The sequence below is a fragment of the Hydrogenophaga atypica genome, assembly GCF_042665215.1.
GTDB classification, from domain to species: Bacteria; Pseudomonadota; Gammaproteobacteria; order Burkholderiales; family Burkholderiaceae_C; genus Hydrogenophaga; species Hydrogenophaga defluvii_A.
Map to the genome: position 1 here is coordinate 72,679 of NZ_JBHTCA010000009.1, position 22,486 is coordinate 95,164.

A 22,486-nucleotide genomic window follows, 5' to 3' on the forward strand; every position below is an offset into this window, starting at 1 on the left:
CCGGCTTTGCCGGACGGCTGGTGTCGCCCCCTGAGGGGGGATGCGGCCACACGTAGTGGGCAAGCGACGGGGGGGAGCTTTCAGTGCCCCGAGGCGCCGGAAGCACCGATGCCGGTTTCAGAACGCACTTGCTGCGCCAGGAACCCAGCCTTGTCGATCTGGGCGCGCTTGCTGTTGTCCAACACCGAGAACAGCCAGATGCCCACAAAACCGATGGTCATGGAGAACAGGGCGGGCGAGGTGTAGGGGAAGGGCGCGCTGCCTTTGGCGTTGCCCAGCACGGCTTCCCACACCGAGGCCGACAACACGGTCAGCACCACCGAGGAGATCAGGCCCAGGAAGCCGCCGACCACCGCGCCGCGTGTGGTGCAACCCTTCCACAACACGCTCATGAAGAGCACGGGGAAATTGGCCGAAGCGGCGATGGCGAAGGCCAGCGACACCATGAAGGCGATGTTCTGCTTCTCGAAGGCGATGCCCAGCGTGACGGCGATGATGCCCAGCGCGATGGTGGTGATGCGCGAGACCTTGAGTTCGGAGGCGCTGTCGGCCTTGCCCTTCTTGATCACGGTGGCGTAGATGTCGTGCGACACGGCCGATGCGCCCGAAAGCGTGAGACCGGCCACCACGGCCAGGATGGTGGCGAAGGCCACGGCCGAGATGAAGCCCAGGAACACGTTGCCGCCCACGGCGTTGGCCAGGTGGATGGCGGCCATGTTGCCGCCGCCGATCAGGCCGCCCTTGGCGTCGAGGAACTGCGGGTTGGTCAGCACGAAGGTGATGGCGCCGAAGCCGATGATGAAGGTCAGGATGTAGAAGTAGCCGATCCAGGTGGTGGCCCACAACACCGACTTGCGCGCTTCCTTGGCGTTGGGCACCGTGAAGAAGCGCATCAGGATGTGGGGCAGGCCGGCGGTGCCGAACATCAGGGCCATGCCGAAGCTGATGGCCGAGATCGGGTCTTTCACGAAGTTGCCCGGGCCCATGATGGAGAAACCCGTGGCAGCCGCTTCCTCGGGCGACTTGCCCGCAGCCGAGGCCAGGCCGGTCTTGATTTCCACCGCTTTGGCGAACATGGCTTCGGGGCTGAAACCGAAGTTCCACATCACCATGAAGGCCATGAAGGACGCACCGCCCAGCAGGAGGCAGGCCTTGATGATTTGCACCCAGGTGGTGGCGGTCATGCCGCCGAACAGCACGTAGACCATCATGAGCGCGCCCACGATGATGACGGCGATGTAGTACTCCAGACCGAACAGCAGCTTGATGAGCTGGCCGGCACCGACCATTTGTGCGATCAGGTAGAAGGCCACCACCACCAGCGTGCCCGACGCGGCGAAGACGCGGATGGGGGTCTGGCTGAAGCGGAAGGCGGCGACGTCGGCGAAGGTGAACTTGCCCAGGTTGCGCAGGCGCTCGGCCATCAGGAAGGTGACCACGGGCCAGCCCACCAGGAAGCCGATGGAGTAGATCAGGCCGTCAAAGCCCGAGGCCATCACCGCTGCGGAAATACCCAGGAAGGACGCGGCCGACATGTAGTCGCCGGCAATGGCCAGACCGTTCTGGAACCCGGTGATGCCACCACCGCCGGTGTAGAAGTCGGCGGCCGAGCGCGTTTTGGCGGCGGCCCATTTGGTGATGAACATGGTGGCGGCCACGAAGGCGCCGAACATGCCGATGGCGGTCCAGTTGGTGGCCTGTTTTTCGGCCTGGCCCAGGTCGGCACCAGCGGCCAGCGCGGCACCTGCTGCGGCCAGAAGCGCGAGCAGCGCAAACGAACGTTTGAACATCGGATTCATCACAACACCGCCTTTTTGATTTCTTCTGTCAGGTCGTCGAACTCGCTGTTCGCGCGGCGCACGTAAATGCCGGTGATGACGATGGTGAAAATGATCACGCCCAGGCCGATGGGCATGCCCAGGGTCATGACGCCGCTGCCCAGCTTCTGCAGCAGAAAGGGCTTGTTGAAGGCCACCAGCAGGATGAAGCCGTAGTACACGATCATCATCAGGATGGTGAGTGTCCAGCCGAAGCTCGAACGCTTGGCCTTGAGTTCCCGGTATTTCGGGTGCGCGGCGATTTTGTCCGCCAACGTGGTTTCCATGAGTGTTCTCCCCTCAGACAGATGGATGGCTCCTGTCCCGAAGTGATTGCCATCACGCGTGTCAAGTGACAGGCACCAAGCCCTCGCAGGAGTTGGGGGAATGTAGGCCTGCGGGATTACCCTGGACTGACGCCAAACTGTACGTTGGCTGACAATTTTGTGGCGGCTTTGTCAGGCGCCAAGCAGGTAGTCCAGCTCTTCGGTGCTGAAGCCCGCTTGGCGGCGCGCCGCTTCGTTGAAGGGCGGGCGCAGGCGGGGCGCCTCGTGGCGACGCACCAGCACGCGGTAGTGGGCGATGGCGTCCAGCCCTTGTTGCGCGCACAACCACCCGTACCAACGGTTGCCGATGGCCACGTGGCCAATCTCGTCGCGCAGGATGATGTCCAGGATGTCCACCGCCTTCAGCGCGTCCGGTGTGCCGGCTTTGCGCAGCTTGGCCTGGATTTGTGGCGTGGCGTCCAGCCCGCGTGCCTCCAGGGTGCGCGGCACCAGGGCCATGCGTGCGGTGATGTCGTCCTGCGTTTTCACGCACATGGTCCACAGGCCGTCGTGTGCGTCGAAATCGCCATAGGCGTGGCCCAGGCTCAACAGGTGGTCGCGCAGCAGGCCGAAGTGGGTGGCCTCCTCGTCGGCCACGCGCAGCCAGTCGCGGTAAAACTCGGCTGGCATGCCGGGGAAGCGCCAGGCCGCGTCCAGCGCGAGGTTGATGGCGTTGAACTCGATGTGTGTGATGGCGTGCAGCAGCGCCGCCAGGCCTTCGGGCGTGAAGGGGCTGCGCGTGGGCACCTGCATGGGTGGCAGCAGCCGCGGGCGGGCAGGGCGCCCGGGCAGGGCGGCGGCGGGGGTCAGCGTGGCCGATGCGTCCAGCGGCGCCAGGGGCAGGTCGAGCCAGAGCGCATGCACCGCATCGACTTTTTGCTTGGGATCGTTGTCGCACAGGGCGGCCAAGGCGCGCTGGCGGATGTCGGCGGGGGCACTCATCCCTACAATTCTAGGTTTTCACCCGCACAGACAAGGGCAGCGATGGCGATTTACGAACTCGATGGTGTGGCCCCGCAGGTGGCGGCGTCGGCCTGGGTGGCCGACAGCGCACAGGTGATGGGCAACGTGAGCTTGGCCGAGGGCAGCAGCGTGTGGTTTGGCGCGGTGATCCGTGGCGATACCGAAACCATCACCGTGGGCGCGGGCAGCAACATCCAGGACGCCAGCGTGCTGCACGCCGACCACGGTTTTCCGCTCGTGATCGGCGAACGTGTGACGGTGGGCCACCAGGTCATGCTGCACGGCTGCACCATCGGCGACGAATCGCTGATCGGCATCGGTGCGGTGGTGCTCAATGGCGCCAAGATTGGCAAACACTGCCTGGTGGGCGCTGGTGCGCTGGTGACCGAAGGCAAGGCATTCCCCGAGGGCTCGATGATCATCGGCAGCCCGGCCAAGGCGGTTCGCCAGCTCACGCCCGAGCAGATCGAGGGCCTCAAGCGCAGCGCGTTGCACTACACCGAGAACGCCGACCGCTACCGCAAAGGCTTGAAGAAGCTCGGCTGAACCCCATTTGCCACCCTTTGCGAAAGAAGGCCAACGCGTGTCAGAACTCCACAAATTCATCTTCGACGGCATGCCGGTGCGTGGCATGCTGGTGCGTCTGGACGACGCCTGGCGCGACATGCTGCAGCGCCGCAAGCAAAGCGGGGCCTACCCACCCGCCGTGACCGAGTTGCTGGGCGAGATGACGGCCGCCGCCGTGCTGATGCAGGCCAACATCAAGTTCAACGGCGCGCTGGTGCTGCAGGTGCATGGCGATGGCCCGGTCAAGCTGGCCGTGGTGGAGGTGCAATCGGACCTGCGCCTGCGCGCGACCGCCACCGTGGATGGCGAGGTGGCGCTGGACGCGCCGCTCTCGCACATGGTCAACGTCAACAACCACGGCCGTTGTGCCATCACCCTGGACCCACAAGACCGCCAGCCCGGCCAGCAGCCTTACCAGGGTGTGGTGCCGCTGCATGGCGACCGCAAGGAGAAGCTGGAGAAGGTGAGCGAGGTGCTGGAGCACTACATGCTGCAGAGCGAGCAGCTGGACACCACCCTGGTGCTGGCGGCCGACGAGCACATGGCCGCGGGCCTGCTGATCCAGCGCCTGCCGCTGCAAGGCGAGGCCAACCTCTCTGGCAGTGGCCTGCAGCGTGCGGACGAGGACCAGATCGGTCGCAATGAGGACTACAACCGCATCGCCATCCTGGCCAAGAGCCTCAAGCGCGAGGAGTTGCTGGGCCTGGACGCCGACACCATCCTGCACCGCCTGTTCTGGGAAGAGCAGGTGCTGCGTTTTGCGCCGCAGGACGGTGCCCATGCGCCGCGTTTCGCCTGCACCTGCTCGCGCGAGCGGGTCTCGGGCATGTTGCGCAGCCTGGGGCGCGACGAGGTGGAGTCCATTTTGGCCGAGCAGGGCCAGGTGGAGGTGGCCTGCGATTTTTGCGGTGCCCAGTACCGCTACGACCCGGTGGACGCGGCCAGTGTTTTCCTGCAACAGGCGCAGATGCCGCCGGGCACCAGCAGCGTGCAGTGAGCTTCAGCCGCCCGGCTGGCGCTGTGCGATGAGATCGCGGAACAGCCGGTGTTCACACGCCGGGTCGCTGCATTTCTCGCAGTTCCAGGGCCGCCGGCCCTGCTCCCAGAACGGGTCTTGCGCGCTCAACCTGAGGCCCATGCGGGCGCTCACCGTGCGCAGGGCCTGTGACGTTCGGCTGTCGCCCTGGCCGTACACCGTCTGGTAGGTCACGCCGGCCTGCTCCAGCCGGGTGCGCAAGATGTTGTCGGTGGTCTGGCGGGCCGTCGGGCTGTCGCGGCACAGGCCGTCGTCCACCCACGGCAGGTCCAGGCCCATGAGCAGGGTGAGGTCGCAGGTTGAATGATCGGCCAGCGCCCTGGGCCACAAGGACAGGTCATTGAAATACTGTTCGCTGTAGGCCGCCACCATCAGCGCTGTGGTGTCGGCCACCACCACCTGTACGCCGGGCTTGGCGCGGGCCTGGGCAATGAGTTGGCTTTGGGTGTGTGCCAGTGCGGTTTGTTCGTGTTGCACCGGTGCGCGGCCATGCTGTTCACACCAGTCGCGCAGGTGTTCCTCGACCACGTCTACCCGCAGGCCGTGTGTGCCGTGGAGTTGTTGCGCCAATGCTTGGGTGAGATGGCTCTTGCCGGTGGATTCGGCCCCCAGCAAGGCCACGGTGAACGGCGCGGCGTTCACTTCTTGGGCTGGGCAATCTGGACGAAGACCTCGTTGGGCTTGACCATGCCCAGTTCCTGGCGGGCCAGTTCTTCCACCATGTCCTGGCCTTCCTTGAGGTCGCGTACCTCGCTGGCCAACTGCTCGTTGCGCCATTGCGCGGCGCGGTTGAGCTGCTCCTGCTCGCTCAGTTGCTGCTTGAGGGCATTCACCTGTGGCACGCTGCCGCGCCCCAGCCACAGCTGGGCATGGACGATGCCCAGCAAGGCCAGCAGCAGCAGCGGGACGAGGCGGTTGCCCATCAAGCCGTATCAGCGGAGGTTGTAGAACGCATCGCGGCCGGGGTAGCTCGCGATGTCGCCCAAATCCTCTTCAATCCGCAGCAGCTGGTTGTACTTGGCCATGCGGTCCGAACGGCTCATGGAGCCGGTCTTGATCTGCAGCGCGTTCAGGCCCACGGCGATGTCGGCGATGGTGCTGTCCTCGGTCTCGCCAGAGCGGTGGCTGATGACGGCGGTGTAGCCGGCGCGCTTGGCCATCTCGATGGCGGCAAAGGTTTCGCTGAGCGTGCCGATCTGGTTGATCTTGATCAGGATGGAGTTGGCGATGCCCTTCTGGATGCCTTCCTTCAGGATCTTGGTGTTGGTGACGAACAGGTCGTCGCCCACGATCTGAACGTTCTTGCCCAGGCGCTCGGTCAGGTGTTTCCAGCCATCCCAGTCGCCTTCGGCCATGCCGTCTTCGATGCTGATGATGGGGTACTTGTCGACCCAGGTGGCCAGGATGTTGGTCCACTCTTCGGCACTCAGCACCAGGCCTTCGCCTTCGAGGTGGTACTTGCCGTCCTTGTAAAACTCGCTGGCGGCGCAGTCCAGGCCAATGGCGATCTGCTCACCGGCCACATAGCCGGCAGCGGCGATGGCTTCCAGGATCATCTGGATGGCCGCTTCGTGGCTGGGCACGCTGGGGGCAAAACCGCCTTCATCGCCCACGGCAATGCTCATGCCCTTGTCGTGGATGATTTTCTTGAGCGCGTGGAAGACCTCGGCACCGTAACGCACGGCTTCGCGGAAGCTGGGCGCACCCACGGGAATGATCATGAACTCTTGCAAGTCCAGGTTGTTGTTGGCGTGTGCGCCGCCGTTGATGACGTTCATCATCGGCACCGGCATTTGCATGGCAGCGCTGCCACCGAAGTAACGGTACAGCGGCAGGCCAGCTTCTTCGGCAGCGGCGCGCGCCACGGCCATGGAGACCGCCAGCATGGCGTTGGCACCCAGGCGGCTCTTGTTTTCCGTGCCGTCCAGGTCGATCAGGGTCTTGTCCAGGAAGGCCTGCTCGGAGGCGTCCAGGCCCAGCACGGCTTCGCTGATTTCGGTGTTGATGTGCTCCACGGCCTTGAGCACGCCCTTGCCCAGGTAGCGCTTCTTGTCACCGTCGCGCAGCTCGATGGCCTCGCGGCTGCCGGTGGAGGCGCCCGACGGCACAGCCGCGCGGCCCATCACGCCGCTTTCCAGCAGCACGTCGCATTCGACGGTGGGGTTGCCTCGGCTGTCCAGCACCTCACGGCCGACGATGTCAACGATTGCGCTCATTGTTGTCCTTTCAGATTGATTTCAAAAAACGTGTGGGTCAGAAGACGGGCGCGGCCACGCCTTCGACCAGAACCATGTTGAAAAACGCGGTGGCACCGGCGCGGTGGGCGCGGGCCTGCTTGTACAACTCCTCGTCGTAGAAGGCCTTGGCCACTTCGAAGCTGGGGAAGCGAAGCATCGCGATGCGCGTCGGCTGCCAGTTGCCTTCCATGACCTCAAAGCGGCCACCGCGCACCAGGTATTCACCGCCTGCGGCCTTCACGGCGGCGGGGGCTGCGGCCATGTACTGCTTGTACTGCTCGGGGTCGGTGACTTGCATGTCAACGATGATGTAGGCGGGTGTCATATGAGGTCCTGCGAGAGGGGATCAGGCGTTGAAGTGGTCTTCGAGGAAGCCACTTTGTTTGGTCACGCTGTCCAGCGCCACCAGCGTTTCCAGCAGCGCCTTCATGTGTTTGAGGGGCACGGCATTCGGGCCGTCAGACCAGGCCTCGGCCGGCTTGGGGTGGGTTTCCATGAACAGGCCGGCCACGCCGACCGCCACACCCGCGCGGGCCAGGACGGGCACCATCTCGCGGGCGCCGCCACTGGTGCCACCCAGGCCACCGGGTTTCTGCACCGAGTGGGTCACGTCGAACACCACCGGTGCGCCGGATTTGCGCATCTCGGCCAGGCTGGTCATGTCGGCCACGAGGTTGTTGTAGCCAAAGCTCACGCCACGCTCGCAGGCCAGGAAACGGTCTTCCGACAAGCCCACCTCCTTGGCGGCGGCGCGGGCCTTGTCGATCACGTTTTTCATGTCCCAGGGCGCGAGGAACTGGCCCTTCTTGATGTTGACCGGTTTGCCCGACTGCGCCACCGCGCGGATGAAGTCGGTCTGGCGGCACAGAAAGGCGGGCGTCTGCAGCACATCCACCACGCTGGCCACCTCGGCCACCTGATCGGCCTCGTGCACGTCGGTCAGGATGGGCAGATGGAGCTGGCGCCGCACCTCGTCGAGGATCTTTAGGCCAGCGTCGATGCCCACGCCCCGCTGGGACGTGCCAGATGACCGGTTGGCTTTGTCGAACGAGCCCTTGTAGATGAGTGGAATGCCCAGTGGGTCACATGCCTCCTTGAGCTGGCCTGCCACGTCCAGCGACATCTGCAACCCTTCAATGGAGCAGGTGCCCGCGATCAGGAAAAACCGGTGCTCCAGCCCGACGTCAAAGCCGCAGAGTTTCATGTCAAGCCTTTTGTTGGTGGTCCAGCGCCGCCTTGACGAAGGCGTTGAACAGCGGGTGGCCGTCCCAGGGCGTGGACTTGAACTCGGGGTGGAACTGCACGCCGATGAACCAGGGGTGCTGGTCTTTGGGCAGCTCGACGATTTCGGTCAGATGCTCGCGTTGGGTGAGGGCCGAAATCACCAGCCCGGCTTCACGCAACTTGTCGAGGTAGTTGACGTTGGCTTCGTAGCGGTGGCGGTGGCGTTCGGTCACCACGTCGCCGTAGATGTCGTGCGCCAGCGTGCCTTTTTGCACGTCAGAGCTTTGTGCCCCGAGGCGCATGGTGCCGCCCAGGTCGGAGTTTTCGTCGCGCACCTTGATGCTGCCGTCGGCGTCTTTCCACTCGGTGATCAGGGCGATCACGGGGTGGGGCGTCTCGGGCTCGAACTCGGTGGAGTTGGCGTCTTTCAGGCCCGCTTTGTTGCGGGCGTATTCGATGGTGGCCACCTGCATGCCCAGGCAGATGCCCAGGTAGGGCACCTTGTGCTCGCGGGCGTAGCGGGCGGTGGCAATCTTGCCTTCGATGCCGCGTTTGCCAAAACCGCCGGGCACCAGGATGGCGTCGTATTGGGCCAGCTGTGCAGACGGGTCACCTTCCATGGTTTCCGAGTCGATGTGCTCGATCTTGACCCGCACATGGTTTTTCATGCCGGCGTGGCGCAGCGCTTCGTTGACCGACTTGTAGCTGTCCGACAGATCGACGTATTTGCCGACCATGGCGATCTTCACCTCGCCGCGCGGGTGGGCGGTTTCATACACCAGGTCGTCCCAGCGCTTGAGGTTGGCCGGCGGCGTGTTCAGGCGCAGCTTGTCGCAGATCAGGCCGTCCAGCCCTTGCTCGTGCAGCACACGCGGCACTTTGTAGATGGTGTCCACATCGGGCATGGAGATCACGCCCCACTGCGCAACGTTGGTGAACAGGCTGATCTTCTCGCGCTCGTCGTCGGGGATAGTGCGGTCGGCGCGGCACAGCAGGGCGTCGGGCTGGATGCCGATTTCGCGCAGCTTTTGCACCGTGTGTTGGGTGGGCTTGGTCTTGAGTTCGCCAGCGGCCGCGATCCAGGGCACGTAGGTCAGGTGCACAAAGGCGGTGTTGTTGGGGCCCAGCCGCAGGCTCAGTTGGCGCACGGCCTCCAGGAACGGCAAGGACTCGATGTCGCCCACGGTGCCACCGATTTCAACGATGGCCACGTCCACCGCGTCAGGGGTGTCGAAGCCGGCGCCGCGCTTGACGTAGTCCTGGATTTCGTTGGTGACGTGCGGGATGACCTGCACGGTTTTGCCCAGATAGTCGCCACGGCGCTCTTTTTCAAGAACACTTTTGTAGATCTGGCCGGTGGTGAAGTTGTTGGCCCGCTTCATCCGGGTGTTGATGAAGCGCTCGTAGTGGCCCAGGTCGAGGTCGGTTTCGGCGCCGTCGTCGGTGACGAACACCTCGCCGTGCTGGAAGGGCGACATGGTGCCCGGGTCCACGTTGAGGTAGGGGTCGAGCTTGATGAGGGTGACGGAGAGGCCGCGCGACTCCAGCAACGCAGCAAGGGAGGCGGAGGCGATTCCCTTGCCCAGGGAAGACACCACACCGCCGGTGACGAACACAAATTTGGTCATGACTCGGGCGAGCTGAACGCTCGCGGAGATGGAAATCGAGATTATAAATGGGCGGGTATGCTCAGGCTCGGCTTGGTGGGGCGCGGTGCCGGCTGCCGCCGCCTGCGGAACTGCTACATTGCCGCCCATGAACGACCTCGCTGGCAAACACATCGTCCTGGGCCTCACAGGGGGCATCGCCTGTTACAAGTCGGCCGAGCTGTGCCGCCAGCTGATCAAGGCCGGCGCCACCGTGCAGGTGGTGATGACGGCAGGCGCGGAACGGTTCATCACCGCGACCACCATGCAGGCCTTGTCGGGGCGGGCGGTGCACACCTCGCAATGGGACACGCGCGAACCCAATGCCATGCCCCACATCAACCTCAGCCGCGAGGCCGACGCCATTCTGGTGGCGCCGGCCAGCGCCGATTTCATCGCCCAGTTGGCGATGGGGCAGTCGCAGGAGTTGTTGGGTTTGTTGTGCCTGGCCCGACCCATCGAGCGTGTGCCGCTGTTGCTGGCGCCGGCCATGAACCGCGAAATGTGGGCCCACCCCGCCACCCAGCGCAACGTGGCCCAGGTGCGCGCCGATGGTGCCACCGTGCTGGCCGTGGGGCAGGGTGACCAGGCCTGTGGCGAAACAGGCGACGGCCGCATGCTGGAGCCCGACGAGCTGCTGCACGATCTGGTGCACTTCTTCCAGCCCAAGACGCTGCTCGGCCAGCACGTGCTGGTGAGCGCCGGCCCCACCTTCGAGGCCATCGACCCTGTGCGCGGCATCACCAACAAATCCAGCGGCAAGATGGGATTTGCCATTGCACGTGCTGCGCGCGAGGCGGGCGCTGAAGTGACGCTGGTGGCCGGCCCGGTGACCTTGCCCACGCCGCGTGGCGTGCGCCGGGTGGATGTGGCCTCGGCCCAGGACATGCTGTTGGCGGTGGAAGCCGCCGTGCCGCAGGCCACCGTGTTTGTGGCCACGGCGGCGGTGGCCGACTGGCGCCCGGCCAACGCCGCCACGCAAAAGATCAAAAAAGACGGCAGCGGCCAGGTGCCGGCACTCGCTTTTGAAGAAAACCCCGACATCCTGGCCCGCGTCGCGGCCAGCGAACGCGCCCGCAGCGGGGCCCTGTTTTGTGTCGGTTTTGCCGCCGAGAGCCACGACCTGGCCCACCACGCCAAGGTCAAACGCGAACGCAAGGGCGTGCCTCTGCTGGTGGGCAACATCGGCCCGGCCACGTTTGGGCAAGACGAAAACGCGCTGCTGCTGGTGGACGCCGAAGGCACGCGTGAACTGCCGCAAGCCGGCAAACTGGCTCTGGCGCGCCAGTTGGTGTCGGAGATCGCCCAGCGTTTGCCTCGTTGACCTGGGTTTGCCTGTATTTATTTGTGGTTGCTTATTAATCGATAATCTGGCCTGACCCCATCAGGAGCCAGGCATGCAACCCTTCGATTTTTCGGCCCCGGCCACACGTCCACTTTCGGGCATCACACGCAGGCGCTGGCTGGGTGCTGGCGCGCTGGCTGGTGTGGGCCTGGCGGTCACGCCCGAAGTGCGGCTGTTTGCCCAGCAGGTTCAGGAGTTCATCGCCGGCCCGCCGGTGCCTGACGTCAAACCGGTGCAACTCTCGGCCCATGTCTGGATGGTGTATGCCAAGGACGGTTTTCCCACCGCCGAAAACCAGGGCCTGATGGCCTCCATCATTTTTGTCGTCACATCGGCCGGCGTGGTGATGCTGGACACCGGCGCCTCGGTGCAGATCGGCCGCATGGCCATCCGCATGATCAAGACGGTGACCGACAAGCCGGTGGTCGCCGTGTTCAACAGCCACTACCACGGTGACCACTGGCTGGGCAACCACGCCTTTGCCGAGGCTTATGGCGCCCAACTGCCTATTTACGCGTTGCCACACACCATGGCTCAGATCAAGGGCCATGAGGGCAGCCTGTGGCGCAGCCTGATGGAACGCTGGACCAACCAGGCCACTCTGGGCACCCAGGTGGTGGCGCCCAACCAGGCCACGGAAAATGGCAAAACCTACACCTTTGGCGACGTGACGCTGCGCATGCACCACTACGGTACGGCCCACACACCGTCCGACCTGTGTGTGGAGGTGGTGCAGGACAAGCTCACGTATGTGGGCGATATCGCCATGGGCAACCGCATCGCCAACATCGACGATGGCTCCTACGTGGGCACCTTCAAGTACTACGAGGCTTTGCAGAAAGCCGCTGGCGAGCAGTTGTGGGTGCCTGGCCACGGGCAGGCTGGCAAGACGCTGCTCAAAGACTACGGCGACTTCATGGCCGGCATCTACGAGCCCTGCCTGAAAGCCGTCAAGGATGGGCAGCCTGTGGACGTGGCCAGGGCCGCTGTGCTTAAAGACCCCCGTGTGGCCAAACGTGCGCCCACCATGGACGGCTTTGAATCCAACATCGGCAAGTACGTGAGCCTGGCCTATCTGGAAGCCGAAAAAGAGGCCTTTTAGGCCTTGGTCTTGCGCGGTGGCAGGTCCCACCAGGGCAGGGCCTCGCGCAGCGACAGCACCTTGCCGCTGAGCTGTGGCTCGCAGCCGGGCACGCCCGCCAGCAGCGCCTGCCAGGCGGGTGCCGCCAGCAGGTCGCGCAGCGCACGCACGGCGGGTTGGTCGAGTGCGCTTTTGAGGCAGACGAGGTGGTAGTTTTCATGCGCCAGCGGCACAAAACCCAGGCCCAACTTGCGCGCCGACGCCTCGGTGCCCAGGCCCACGTCGGCGCTGCCGCTGGCCACCGCTTGTGCCACGGCGGCGTGTGAGGGTTCGTTGCGTTCGTAGCCGCTCAGCTGGGCGGCGGCCAGGCCCGCCTCTGCCAACAATTCGTCGAGCAGCACCCGCGTGCCCGTGCCCAGCGCGCGGTTCACAAATCGCGCGCGCCAGTGTGCGGCGCGGCGCAGGCTGTCGATCTTGAGCGGGTTGCCGGGCGCGACGATCAGGCCCTGTGTGCGGCGCGCAAAACCGATCAGCTTGTGCTGGCCGGGCTGCAGCAGGTGGCGGTAGGCCTGGGCTGCCAGGCTGTTGGCGGCGGGTTTTTCGCGCACATGAAAACCCGCCAACACGCTGCGGCCTTCGTTGAGCGCGCGGATCGCGTCCACGCTGCCACAAAAGCGGATGTCGAGGTGCAGCTGGGCCGTGGTGGCATGGTCCAGCAGCAACGGCAGGGCGTCGTCGTGGCTGGCGTACAGACTCAGCACGTGGCTGGCTTCGTCAAACGCCAGGGCCAGGGTGCGTTCCAGCTCGGCACGCAGGGCTTCGATCTGGGGCGCCAGCCGGGCTTGCGCCAGGCGCTCGGTCCACAGAAGCTTGTCGGCAAAAGGTGTGAGCTGGGCGGATTGCCCGCGCTCCCACACGATCAAGGCTTGGCCAACCGTCTGTTCCCAGGTTTTGAGTTGGCCCCACACGTGGCGGTACGACAGGTCCAGTGCACGTGCCGCGCCGGATATCGACCCCTCTGTGCGCACCGCCTGCAACAAATCCATCAGGGGGTTGCGAATCAGGGTGTCGCGCTCGCGTTGGGCGCTGAGTTGGTAGCTGAGGGCGATTTTTCGCATGGCGCGAGTGTGCCGCAATCGCCGCGTATGAATGACGTTGCATACGTTCACCGCCTCGCACGGTGACGCGCTGTCCTGCGTCTAGCATCGCGGCTGCTTGTTGCCCTGCCCATGAACACATTCGCCGACAGCCTCTGGACCGCACTTTCGTTGGTGGTCTCCTTCGATCCCGCCTTGTGGGTGGTGGTGGGGCGCTCGCTTGCGGTCAGTGCCAGTGCCTGTCTGGTCGCGGGCGGCGTGGGCCTGGTGCTGGGTGCCTGGCTGGGCACAGCGCGGTTTCGCGGGCGCGAGCTGGTGCTCACCCTGCTCAACACCTGGCTGGCCGTGCCCTCGGTGGTGGTGGGTTTGGTGGTGTACCTGCTGCTGTCGCGCACCGGGCCACTGGGCTTTTTGGGGTGGCTGTTCAGCTTCAAGGCCATGGTGCTGGCCCAGGCCATTCTGGTGTTGCCGGTGGTCACGGCGCTGGTGCGGCAGGTGGTTGCCGACACCGAGCGCCAGCACGGCGAACAACTGGCTTCGCTGGGTGCGCGCCCGCTGCTGCGTTGCCTGCTGCTGGCCTGGGACGAGCGCTACACGCTGCTGACCGTGGCCATCACCGCATTTGGCCGTGCCATCTCAGAGGTGGGGGCGGTCATGATCGTGGGCGGCAACATCGATGGTTTCACCCGCGTGATGACAACGGCCATCGCGCTGGAAACCAGCAAAGGCGACTTGCCGCTGGCGCTGGGCCTGGGCTTGGTGTTGCTGGCGGTGATGCTGCTGCTCAATGCGCTCGTGTCGGCGTTGCGGCGCTGGCGTGAGCGAGGCGCCCCCGCGTCGTCGCCCGCCGACCTGGGCGCGGGGTGGATCGCATGAAGCCCTTGTTCGAATTGGAGCGGGTGGGTGTGGTGCTGGGCCGGGTGCGGGCGCTGCAGGACGTGAGTTTGCACATCCTCGCCGGCGAACGTGTGGCGCTGGTGGGGGCCAATGGCAGCGGCAAAAGCAGCCTGCTGCGTGTGCTCAATGGCCTGCTGCCACCCAGCGAAGGCCGCGCCCATGTGCCGCCCTCGCATGCGCAGGCCATGTTGTTCCAGCGGCCGTTTCTGTTGCGCACCAGCGCGCGCAACAACGTGGCGCTGGGGCTTTGGCTGGCCGGCGTGCCATGGCGCGACGCCAAAGTGCGTGCCCTGGACGCGTTGCAGCGCACGGGCTTGGCCGACTTGGCTCAGCGCCGGGGCAGGGAACTGTCGGGCGGACAGCAACAGCGGTTGGCCCTGGCCAGGGCCTGGGCCCGGCAGCCGCAGGCACTGCTGCTGGACGAACCCACCGCCAGCCTGGACCCGCACGCCAAGCGCGAGGTGGAGGCTTTGATTGCCGAGTTTGCTGCCGGACACGCCGGTCAGCCCATGACACTGGTGTTTGCCAGCCACAACCTGGGCCAGGTGAAACGCCTGGCCAGCCGGGTGGTCTATCTGGAGCGGGGCCGGGTGCTGGCCGATGTGCCAGTGGCCCGTTTTTTTGATGACGCGCAGTTGCTGCGCATCAGCCCGCAGGCGCACGCGTTCGTGCGCAGTGAATCGGCTTAGCGCCGGCGTGGGCCGGGGGTCGAAGGGCCGCGGCCTTCGATGTGGCGGAAGGTGATGCGGCCCTTGGTCAGGTCGTAGGGCGACATTTCCAGCGACACCTTGTCGCCCGCGAGGATGCGGATGTGGTTTTTCTTCATGCGGCCAGCCGAATAGGCGATCAGCTCGTGGCCGTTGTCCAGCGTGACGCGAAAGCGGGTGTCGGGCAGGACCTCGGTGACCTTGCCGCTCATTTCAATGTGTTCTTCCTTGGCCATGTGGCTCCTTCGTGTGCTTGTTCCGTGGGATGTCTGGTGGCGCTGAGCGAAACAGGTCTCAGCGCTGCGCATGGGGCAGACCACCGTTGGCGTGGCGGTGGTGGCATCTCGGGCGGGAAGCGGATGCGGGCCGGCTGTGCAGATAACCCGGCATTATAACGCGGGCACCGAAAACTGGCGCCCAAAAACGCGCGCCCATTGGTGGCCCTGGGCCGGGCCTTCAGGCGCGCCGCCCGAGCTTGCGGTACACCGTGGCCCGGCTGATGCCCAGGGCGCGGGCCGCTTCCATCACGTTGCCACGTGCCGCCTGCACCGCCTGTTTGATCAGGGCGGTTTCAATGTCCTTGAGTGCGGCGCCAGGCGCGGGCGGGTGGGGTGGGGCGCTGTGCGACAGCGGTTCGGCTGCGTCGCCGTTGAGGCTGGCCAGCACCTGCAGGCGCAACCCCGACCACAGCGGCTGCTCGCCAGCGGGGCGGCGGGCGCGAGCGGCATCGAACAGATGTTCCCAAGGCAGGGCAAACAGGTCGGCGCAATGTGGCTGTGGGACGGCTGGCGACAGGGCGAGCATGTCGCTGGCGGCATGGTTGCGTCCCACCACAAAGCCGTCGGCGTCCACACAGACCAGCCCGTCACTTTCGTCGCCAAAGGCCTGGCCGGGCCACGCCAAACGCAACAAAAGGGCGTGGGGTTGCGCCAGCGTCAGTGCGTTTTCAATGCTGCGCGCAGAGCGGGTGACCAGGTGTTTGAGGGCAGGGCGTTCAGCCACGTCCACACCCGTGAGGTCAAGCATTCCCACACACGCGCCCTGAGGCCCCCACACGGGGGCGCCGGCGCAGCTGTAGTGGCGGTTGACCTCAAAAAAATGTTCGCCCCGGTGCAACCACACCGGCTGTTGCTCGGCCAGCGCGGCACCGATGGCGGTGGTGCCCACCGCCTGTTGCGACAGATCGACCCCCACACGGGCAATGGCCATGGCGCGAGGCTCTCCTGGGTCGATGGGGCCGTCCACCGTGACCACGATGCCCTGGGCGTTGGTGAGGATGGCGAAGTAGCGCGTGTCGGCCATGGCGCGGGCCAGCTTGTGCAGTGTCGGCTGGGCGGCGCGTATCAGGGGCTGGTTGATATCACTGATGCGCCGCATGTCGGCCGCGCTCACCGCGTCAAAGTGCACGCCATCCTGAGCGCGCTGACCAATGGCCAGACAGCGCTGCCAGGAGCGCTGTATCCACGGTTCGATGTGTGGTGCCCAGCCCCCTTCCACCAACACCGCCTGCCGTGCCAGCGCAATGTGCCCTAGGCGGGCGGCTTCGGCGTGGGAGGCAGTAGGCGAAGGGGTCATGGGGGCGTGGCTGGCGTTCGGCTGGCTGCGGCGATTGTGGGTGTTGACGCAAGCCTGAGCAAGTCGCTCGGATGTCTGTTGGCGCGACCGGCTGTCTCAGTTTGAGAATTTCTGTGGGCGGCGACGCGGTTTTCGGGTTTACCCCAAGGGTGTTCGGGCGAGGGTTTTTTACATTGCTTGTGCAATCCCGTTCATAGGCACAGCGGCGCATAAGTGGTGCGGTTCGCTGCCACCCAACCAGGAGACCCCTCATGCAGAAAGTCCTGCACATCAACCCGGACAAATGCACCGGCTGTTTGCAGTGCGAAATGGCGTGTTCCTTCGAGAACTACGGCACCTACGCCACCTCCAAATCGCGCATCAAGGTCTTTGACTTCCACCACACCGGCAAAAAAGTGCCCTACACCTGCACCCAGTGCGACGAGGCTTGGTGCCTGCACGCCTGCCCGGTCGAGGCCATCACCGTGGACAAGCTGACCGGCGCCAAGGTGGTGAACGAAACCACCTGTGTGGGCTGCAAGGTTTGCACCATTGCCTGCCCGTTCGGCACGGTGAACTACGTGCAGGAAACCGGCAAAGTGCAGAAGTGCGACCTGTGCGGTGGCGAACCCGCTTGCGCCGACGCCTGCCCCACCGGCGCCATCACCTTCATCGACGCCAACTGGACCGGCATCTCCAAGATGCAGCAGTGGGCCGACAAGCTGGGCAACCAGCCTTCCGCCGCTTAAGGAGAACCATCATGTCTTGGGCTGGAAAAATCCTCCGTGTCAACCTGACCGCCGGCACCGTGGCCGTGGAGCCGCTGCGCATGGACTGGGCGCGCGCCTACATCGGCTCGCGCGGGCTGGGCAGCAAATACCTCATCAGCGAAATCGACCCCAAGGTCGATCCGCTGTCTCCGGACAACAAGATCATCTGGGCCACCGGCCCGCTGACCGGCACCATGGCGTCCACCGGCGGGCGCTACACCGTCATCACCAAAGGGCCGCTGACCGGCGCCATCGCCTGCTCCAACTCGGGCGGCTACTGGGGCGCTGAGCTCAAAATGGCCGGCTGGGACATGATCATTTTTGAGGGCAAGAGCCCGAAGCCGGTTTACCTCTACATCAACGACGACACGGTGGAGCTGCGCGATGCCTCCCACCTGTGGGGCCAGAGCGTTTGGAAAACCGAAGAGGCGCTCAAGACCAGCCTGCAAGACCCGCTGCTGCGCGTCTCCAGCATCGGCAAGTCGGGTGAGACGGGTGTGCTGTACGCCGCCGTGGTCAACGACCTGCACCGTGCGGCTGGCCGCTCGGGTGTGGGTGCCGTGATGGGCAGCAAAAACCTCAAGGCCATTGCGGTGCGTGGCACCAAGGGCGTGGGCAACCTGCGCGACCCTAAGGCCTTCATGCAGGTCACGAAGGAAAAGAAAAAGATCCTGGCCGAGAACGCCGTTACCGGCCAGGGCCTGCCTGCCTACGGCACCCAGGTGCTGATGAACGTCATCAACGAAATCGGCGGCCTGCCCACGCGCAACCACCGCGATGTGCAGTTTGAAGGCGCCAAGGACATCTCGGCCGAAGCCATGGCCACGCCACGCGCCACCGATGGCAAGAAGCACCTGGTGACCAACCAGGCCTGCTTTGGCTGCACCATCGCCTGCGGGCGCATCAGCAAGATGGACGAGGGCCACTTCACCGTGCAGAACAAGCCGCAGTACTGGGGCGCCAGCGGCGGCCTGGAGTACGAAGCGGCCTGGGCGCTGGGCGCGGCCAATGGCGTGAACGATCTGGAAGCGCTGCAATACGCCAACCTCTTGTGCAACGAAGAGGGCTTCGACCCCATCAGCTTTGGCGCCACCGTGGGCGCGGTGATGGAACTGTATGAAATGGGCGTGCTCACCAAGGAGCAGTTGGGCATTGAGGCCCCGTTTGGCTCGGCCCAGGCCTTGGCTTACTTTGCTGAAATCACCGCCAAGGGCGAAGGCTTTGGCAAGGAAATTGGCCAGGGCTCCAAGCGCTTGACCGCCAAGTACGGCCACCCCGACCTGTCCATGAGCGTCAAAGGCCAGGAATTCCCCGCCTACGACGGCCGCGCCATCCAGGGCATCGGCCTGGCCTACGCCACCAGCAACCGCGGCGCCTGCCACCTGCGGGGCTACACCATCGCATCGGAAGTGCTGGGCATCCCGGTCAAGACGGAGCCCACCGAAAGCGAAGGCAAGCCAGAGCTGGTGAAGGCATTCCAAGACGCCACCGCCGCTTTCGACTCGTCGGGCTTGTGCATCTTCACCACCTTCGCCTGGAGCCTGCCCGACCTGGCGCCCCAGTTGCAAGCGGCGTGTGACGACGCCTACACCACCGAAGAGCTGGAGAAGATCGGCGAGCGCATCTGGAACATGGAGCGCGAGTTCAACAACGCCGCCGGCTTCACCGCCAAGGACGACTCGCTGCCCAAGCGCCTGCTCACCGAAGCCGCCAAGACCGGTGGCTCCAAGGGCATGGTCAGCAAGCTGCCCGAGATGCTGCCCAAGTACTATGCCGCGCGCGGCTGGGACAGCGAGGGTCGCCCGACCGCCGAGACCAAGGCGCGCCTGAGCCTTTGAACTTGCCCTTGATCTTGCGGTAGCGCGCATCACGAAGCGGCTCACGGTCCTCCACGGGGCCTGGGCCGCTTCCACTTTCTGGAGTGATTCATGACCCACCACGTCATCCTCGGTGCCGGCCCCGCCGGTGTCATCGCGGCCGAAACCATACGCAAACACGCGCCCACCGACACCATCACCCTGGTGGGCGACGAGCCGGAGCAGCCGTACTCGCGCATGGCCATCCCCTACCTGCTGATCGGCAACATCGACGAGCCCGGCACCTACCTGCGCAAGACGGCCGACCACTTTGAGCGTCTGCGCATCACCCAGGTGCGTGCCAAGGCCACGGCGGTGGACAGTGCGAAGCGCACCGTCACGCTGGACAACGGCCAGACGCTGGGCTTCGACAAGCTGCTGATCGCCACCGGTTCGCACCCGGTGCGCCCACCCATCCCCGGTATGGACAGCGCGGGCGTGCACCCTTGCTGGACGCTGGACGACGCCCGCGCCATCGCGCGCCTGGCCCAGCCCGGTGCGCGCGTGCTGCAAATGGGCGCCGGCTTCATCGGCTGCATCATCATGGAAGCGCTCAAGCAGCGCGGTGTGCAGCTCAGCGTGGTGGAAATGGGCGACCGCATGGTGCCGCGCATGATGGGCCCCACCGCCGGCGGCATGATCCGCGACTGGTGCGAAACACAAGGTGTGCAGGTGTTCACCGGCACCAAGGTCGAGGCCATCCAAGCGGGCACGCCGCTGAAGGTGCAGCTCTCGGGCGGCCGCACGGTGGAGGCCGACCTGGTCATCAGCGCCACCGGCGTGCGCCCGGCCATCGGTTATCTGAAGGACTCGGGCATCACCTGCCTGCTGGGTGTGCTGACCGACGAACACCTGCAGACCAACGTGCCCGGCGTCTATGCGGCCGGCGACTGCGCCGAGGCCTTCGACAAGGTCAGCGGCAAAACCATCGTCAGCGCCATCCAGCCCAACGCCGCCGAGCAAGCCCGTGTGGCCGCGCTCAACATGGTGGGCCAGAAAGCCGAATTGAAAGGCGTGACCCAGATCAACGTGCTCGACACCCTGGGCCTGATTTCCACCAGCTTCGGCAACTGGGAAGGTGTGCCCGGCGGTGAACACGTGGAACTGACAGACCAGGCCGGTGGCCGTCACCTGAGCCTCCAGTTCAAGGGCGACATCCTGGTGGGCTGCAACAGCGTGGGCTGGACCGACCACGTAGGCGTGATGCGTGGCCTGGTCGAAGGCCAGGTGCACCTGGGCGAGTGGAAAGACAAACTGCTGGCCGACCCCACCCGCCTGATGGACGCCTACCTGGGCGCCGCGCAGGCGCAAGGCCACTGGAGCGGGGCTGAAGATACCCGTCGCAGGGCATGATGGTGGGTATGAAGATCACCTTCAAACTGTTTGCGACCCTCACCGACTACCTCCCGCCCGAAGCGCGGCGGGCCAACCAGCTCGATCTGGAGGTGGCGCCCACCGACAGCATCGCCCGCATCATCGAGCCCTTTGGCCTGCCACCCAAGCTGGTGCACCTGGTGTTGGTCAACGGCCGCTACGTGGCGCCCGAGGTGCGCGGCTCGACAACGCTGAACGACGGTGATGTGCTGGCCATCTGGCCACCCATTGCCGGCGGCTGAAACAGGCTCGCATGTTTGCACACTACCCAGCGCACATGGAGCGCGACATGGGTTGCACCGAAGTCGAATGGCTGCGCGCCCTGCCGGCCGCCATGGGCGATGTGCCGTGGCAACAGGAGGGTGCCGTGGTGTTGGCCACGGTGGCCAACGGATCGCTGAGCATCAGTTGGCGCGAGGGTGCGCCGCGTGTCATCGCGCTCATGCGGATGCCGCGCCTGCATGTGGTGTTCGACTTTCAGGGCGTGGACGAAGCAGCCCGGCAGGCGTTCATGAAGCGCTTTGACTTGTACATGCAGCGGGGCGGAGGATGATCAACCGAGCTTGCCCCACCAAGCCTGCCCCGTAAGCACCCCCAGCCACGCCAGCAGCAGCGAGCCGAACAGGTGCAGGCCTGTGTGCAGCAACGCGGTGGCCACACGCCCTTGCTGCAACAACACTATGGCCTCGGCTGAAAAGGTGGAGAAGGTGGTCAGCGCGCCCAGCAGGCCGGTGACAATGAGCAGGCGCCAGGCCGGGTCCATGCCGGCGTGGGCCTGGAAGAACACCACGGCCAGGCCAACGGCGTAGGCGCCGATCCAGTTGGCGGCGAGGGTGCCCCAGGGCAGGGCTGCGCCGGGGTTGAGCCACAGGCCCAGCTGCCAGCGCGCCAGCGCACCCACACACGCCCCAAAACAAATGGCCAGTGCGTGGTTCATGTGGCTGGCGGGGTGTCAAGCGTTCAGAACGGGGCGCTGCCGTCGTCGGCCGTGGCCAGGTCGGCCGCCGTGGCCTGGTGCGCGCGGCCTGTGGTGACGGTGCCGGCAGCGCCGCCAGCGCTGGCAACACCGGCAGGTGTGGCGCCAAATTCCAGCAACTCGCCGCCCAACACCTCCACCAGTTCGGGGATGAGCTGCCCGAGTTCGCCGGTGCTGATGGCCACGTCGGCGTCGAAGTTGTCTTCCTTTTCTTTGGACGTGCCTTCGAACACGGTTTCCAGCAGGCCCACTTTTTTGAGCGTCATCGACTCCGTCAGCGTGAAGGCCACACGCCCTTGCCAGTTGAGCGCCAGCTTGGTGGGCAGCTTGCCCTGTGCGATGTGCTGTTTGACTTCGTCGATGTCCAGCGTGTGGCGGGTGTACTTGACCACCGCGCGGTCTTCACCGCTGGACTTGAGTTCGCATTCCTGTTCGATCTGGAAAGCGCCATCGGCTTCCCCCTCGGCCAGCCACTGGGCCATGGCACTTTGGGGTGTGCGCTGGGTGTTGTAGAGGCGGGGGGCCACACCGGGCACCGCCTCCACCAAGGCGGTGATCACCGCATCCGCACGCGACTGGCTGCCGGCGTCGAGGATCAGCAAATCCTGCTCCGCGTCCAGCCACACCCACACGCTGGACACTTTGCTGAACGCCTGTGGCAGCAGGGCGCGTTTGGCGTCTTCGCGCAGATCGCGGGTCTCTTTTTTGCCCGGTTTGCGTCCGGTGGTGGCCTCAATGCGGGCGATTTCCTCGTCCGCCTTGCGCCGCACCACGGTGGATGGCACCGATTTGGTTTCGACCGTGAATTTGAGGATGCGCTGGCCGGCGATGGATTCGACCAGGGCGCCGTGTTCTTTGCCCCGCGGCACGGCCCAGCCCATGGACATTTCCTGCGAGGCGCCACATTCGACAAAACGTGCCTGCGCCAGCGCGTCTTCCATCTCGTCCAGCGTGGGCAGCGACTCTGCGCCCAGGCGGTACACCATCACGTTCTTGAACACACGAATCCTTGC

General features: G+C 65.2%; 25 protein-coding genes. 11 read left to right on the plus strand and 14 right to left on the minus strand.

Going from position 1 to position 22,486, the window contains the following annotated elements; genetic code table 11:
• Window positions 1–80: 80 nt before the first annotated feature.
• The 3 genes from ACFQPB_RS13460 to ACFQPB_RS13470 all read right to left on the minus strand — a co-directional run bounded on the left by ACFQPB_RS13460 (window position 81) and on the right by ACFQPB_RS13470 (window position 3,085).
• Window positions 81–1,799, minus strand: a complete 1,719-nt coding sequence (locus tag ACFQPB_RS13460) for a cation acetate symporter (protein WP_382224116.1) — start codon at window positions 1,797–1,799, stop codon at window positions 81–83.
• On the minus strand, window positions 1,799–2,104 hold the full coding sequence (locus ACFQPB_RS13465) for a DUF485 domain-containing protein (RefSeq protein WP_382203982.1): 306 nt from the start codon (window positions 2,102–2,104) through the stop codon (window positions 1,799–1,801). Before ACFQPB_RS13465 ends, ACFQPB_RS13460 begins: the two co-directional genes overlap by 1 nt.
• A gap of 171 nt (window positions 2,105–2,275) precedes the next feature.
• Window positions 2,276–3,085, minus strand: a complete 810-nt coding sequence (locus tag ACFQPB_RS13470; RefSeq protein WP_382224119.1) for a ferritin-like domain-containing protein — start codon at window positions 3,083–3,085, stop codon at window positions 2,276–2,278.
• Window positions 3,086–3,127: 42 nt separating this feature from the next.
• Here ACFQPB_RS13470 and ACFQPB_RS13475 point away from each other — a divergent pair, with 42 nt between their 5' ends.
• Window positions 3,128–3,652, plus strand: coding sequence for a gamma carbonic anhydrase family protein (locus tag ACFQPB_RS13475; protein WP_382224122.1), 525 nt, complete (start codon window positions 3,128–3,130; stop codon window positions 3,650–3,652).
• A 37-nt stretch (window positions 3,653–3,689) separates the two neighbouring features.
• Window positions 3,690–4,670: an Hsp33 family molecular chaperone HslO gene (gene hslO, locus ACFQPB_RS13480; RefSeq protein WP_382224125.1), complete on the plus strand. Its 981-nt coding sequence runs from the start codon at window positions 3,690–3,692 to the stop codon at window positions 4,668–4,670.
• A 3-nt stretch (window positions 4,671–4,673) separates the two neighbouring features.
• On the opposite strand, the gene ACFQPB_RS13485 is transcribed toward hslO, so the two are convergent.
• Genes ACFQPB_RS13485 through ACFQPB_RS13510 form a run of 6 tightly spaced genes read right to left on the minus strand, consistent with a single transcriptional unit; the run spans window position 4,674 to window position 9,798 of the window.
• A complete protein-coding gene (locus ACFQPB_RS13485) occupies window positions 4,674–5,351 on the minus strand; it encodes an AAA family ATPase (protein WP_382224127.1) in 678 nt (225 codons plus the stop codon).
• Window positions 5,348–5,632, minus strand: a complete 285-nt coding sequence (gene ftsB, locus ACFQPB_RS13490; RefSeq protein ID WP_382203990.1) for a cell division protein FtsB — start codon at window positions 5,630–5,632, stop codon at window positions 5,348–5,350. Before ftsB ends, ACFQPB_RS13485 begins: the two co-directional genes overlap by 4 nt.
• A gap of 9 nt (window positions 5,633–5,641) precedes the next feature.
• Window positions 5,642–6,925 carry a phosphopyruvate hydratase gene (gene eno / locus ACFQPB_RS13495; protein WP_382224129.1) on the minus strand — a complete coding sequence of 428 codons (1,284 nt, stop codon included), beginning with the start codon at window positions 6,923–6,925 and terminating at the stop codon, window positions 5,642–5,644.
• Window positions 6,926–6,962: 37 nt separating this feature from the next.
• The gene (locus ACFQPB_RS13500; RefSeq protein WP_382224132.1) at window positions 6,963–7,271 is read right to left on the minus strand and encodes a DUF1330 domain-containing protein; all 309 of its coding nucleotides are present in this window, start codon (window positions 7,269–7,271) and stop codon (window positions 6,963–6,965) included.
• Window positions 7,272–7,292: 21 nt separating this feature from the next.
• Window positions 7,293–8,150: a 3-deoxy-8-phosphooctulonate synthase gene (gene kdsA / locus ACFQPB_RS13505; protein WP_382224135.1), complete on the minus strand. Its 858-nt coding sequence runs from the start codon at window positions 8,148–8,150 to the stop codon at window positions 7,293–7,295.
• 1 nt (window position 8,151) lies between these two features.
• Window positions 8,152–9,798, minus strand: a complete 1,647-nt coding sequence (locus tag ACFQPB_RS13510; protein ID WP_382224137.1) for a CTP synthase — start codon at window positions 9,796–9,798, stop codon at window positions 8,152–8,154.
• Window positions 9,799–9,925: 127 nt separating this feature from the next.
• On the opposite strand from ACFQPB_RS13510, the gene coaBC reads away from it, so the two are divergent.
• Complete coding sequence (coaBC, locus tag ACFQPB_RS13515; RefSeq protein WP_382224140.1) at window positions 9,926–11,140, plus strand: bifunctional phosphopantothenoylcysteine decarboxylase/phosphopantothenate--cysteine ligase CoaBC; 1,215 nt, start codon at window positions 9,926–9,928, stop codon at window positions 11,138–11,140.
• A gap of 73 nt (window positions 11,141–11,213) precedes the next feature.
• Complete coding sequence (locus tag ACFQPB_RS13520) at window positions 11,214–12,263, plus strand: MBL fold metallo-hydrolase (RefSeq protein WP_382224142.1); 1,050 nt, start codon at window positions 11,214–11,216, stop codon at window positions 12,261–12,263.
• On the opposite strand, the gene ACFQPB_RS13525 is transcribed toward ACFQPB_RS13520, so the two are convergent.
• Complete coding sequence (locus tag ACFQPB_RS13525; RefSeq protein ID WP_382224145.1) at window positions 12,260–13,360, minus strand: substrate-binding domain-containing protein; 1,101 nt, start codon at window positions 13,358–13,360, stop codon at window positions 12,260–12,262. The genes ACFQPB_RS13520 and ACFQPB_RS13525 overlap by 4 nt on opposite strands.
• A 111-nt stretch (window positions 13,361–13,471) precedes the next feature.
• On the opposite strand from ACFQPB_RS13525, the gene ACFQPB_RS13530 reads away from it, so the two are divergent.
• Window positions 13,472–14,215, plus strand: a complete 744-nt coding sequence (locus ACFQPB_RS13530) for an ABC transporter permease (RefSeq protein ID WP_382224148.1) — start codon at window positions 13,472–13,474, stop codon at window positions 14,213–14,215.
• The gene (locus ACFQPB_RS13535; protein ID WP_382224150.1) at window positions 14,212–14,925 is read left to right on the plus strand and encodes an ATP-binding cassette domain-containing protein; all 714 of its coding nucleotides are present in this window, start codon (window positions 14,212–14,214) and stop codon (window positions 14,923–14,925) included. The genes ACFQPB_RS13530 and ACFQPB_RS13535 overlap by 4 nt, the downstream gene beginning before the upstream one ends.
• Here the strand turns inward: ACFQPB_RS13535 and infA are convergent.
• Together infA and ACFQPB_RS13545 are read right to left on the minus strand one after the other, a co-directional pair.
• Entirely contained in the window at window positions 14,922–15,179 is a 258-nt protein-coding gene (gene infA, locus ACFQPB_RS13540) for a translation initiation factor IF-1 (protein WP_382204010.1), read from the minus strand. The genes ACFQPB_RS13535 and infA overlap by 4 nt on opposite strands.
• 220 nt (window positions 15,180–15,399) lie before the next feature.
• A complete protein-coding gene (locus ACFQPB_RS13545; protein ID WP_382224153.1) occupies window positions 15,400–16,518 on the minus strand; it encodes a helix-turn-helix domain-containing protein in 1,119 nt (372 codons plus the stop codon).
• Between the two features lie 251 nt (window positions 16,519–16,769).
• On the opposite strand from ACFQPB_RS13545, the gene ACFQPB_RS13550 reads away from it, so the two are divergent.
• From ACFQPB_RS13550 to ACFQPB_RS13570, 5 genes are all read left to right on the plus strand, one after another.
• The gene (locus ACFQPB_RS13550) at window positions 16,770–17,246 is read left to right on the plus strand and encodes a 4Fe-4S dicluster domain-containing protein (RefSeq protein ID WP_382204014.1); all 477 of its coding nucleotides are present in this window, start codon (window positions 16,770–16,772) and stop codon (window positions 17,244–17,246) included.
• Between the two features lie 11 nt (window positions 17,247–17,257).
• Window positions 17,258–19,105 (plus strand): aldehyde ferredoxin oxidoreductase family protein, encoded by a 1,848-nt coding sequence (locus tag ACFQPB_RS13555; protein ID WP_382224155.1) that lies wholly within the window; start codon window positions 17,258–17,260, stop codon window positions 19,103–19,105.
• A 90-nt stretch (window positions 19,106–19,195) separates the two neighbouring features.
• A complete protein-coding gene (locus ACFQPB_RS13560) occupies window positions 19,196–20,476 on the plus strand; it encodes an NAD(P)/FAD-dependent oxidoreductase (RefSeq protein ID WP_382224158.1) in 1,281 nt (426 codons plus the stop codon).
• An 8-nt stretch (window positions 20,477–20,484) separates the two neighbouring features.
• The gene (gene thiS / locus ACFQPB_RS13565) at window positions 20,485–20,739 is read left to right on the plus strand and encodes a sulfur carrier protein ThiS (RefSeq protein ID WP_382204019.1); all 255 of its coding nucleotides are present in this window, start codon (window positions 20,485–20,487) and stop codon (window positions 20,737–20,739) included.
• Window positions 20,740–20,750: 11 nt separating this feature from the next.
• Window positions 20,751–21,050, plus strand: a complete 300-nt coding sequence (locus ACFQPB_RS13570) for a hypothetical protein (RefSeq protein WP_382224160.1) — start codon at window positions 20,751–20,753, stop codon at window positions 21,048–21,050.
• Here the strand turns inward: ACFQPB_RS13570 and crcB are convergent, their stop codons facing one another.
• Both crcB and ACFQPB_RS13580 read right to left on the minus strand, forming a co-directional pair.
• Window positions 21,051–21,434, minus strand: coding sequence for a fluoride efflux transporter CrcB (gene crcB / locus ACFQPB_RS13575; RefSeq protein WP_382224163.1), 384 nt, complete (start codon window positions 21,432–21,434; stop codon window positions 21,051–21,053).
• A gap of 23 nt (window positions 21,435–21,457) precedes the next feature.
• Entirely contained in the window at window positions 21,458–22,474 is a 1,017-nt protein-coding gene (locus ACFQPB_RS13580; protein WP_382224165.1) for a recombination-associated protein RdgC, read from the minus strand.
• Window positions 22,475–22,486: the final 12 nt, after the last annotated feature.